The organism is Stenotrophomonas maltophilia group sp. RNC7 (assembly GCF_030910085.1).
Taxonomy (GTDB): Bacteria; Pseudomonadota; Gammaproteobacteria; order Xanthomonadales; family Xanthomonadaceae; genus Stenotrophomonas; species Stenotrophomonas sepilia.
Window position 1 is genome coordinate 1 of record NZ_JAVFVN010000592.1, and the last position, 345, is coordinate 345.

General features: G+C 30.7%; 1 protein-coding gene. It reads left to right on the top strand.

Going from position 1 to position 345, the window contains the following annotated elements:
* Positions 1–195: 195 nt before the first annotated feature.
* On the top strand, positions 196–345 hold a 150-nt coding region (locus RCF13_RS11305; RefSeq protein WP_308141187.1), incomplete at its 3' end, for a DNA adenine methylase.

Below are 345 nucleotides of genomic sequence, written 5' to 3' on the forward strand. Positions count from 1 at the left end.
AGCACCGAAAGTCACTAGCAATAGTGTCTTTTTGTTTTATAAACGTACTTTATTAAGATGTAAAAAACTTGCATAAAAATGGTCATTAAATAAAAACATTGTATGAACTGTATTTATAGAATTGTTAATGTCTGACAAATATAATATAATGGAGGTGAAAATGTAGTGAATGGTACGAGGGGAGTTAGTCTACATATGAAGACAGATAAAAAAGCAACCCCATTTATTAAGTGGGCAGGAGGAAAGAGATGGTTTATAAGTAATTATTCACATTTACTCCCTAAAGAATTTAATAGATATATAGAGCCTTTCTTGGGTGGTGGTGCTGTGTTTTTTTATTTGCAA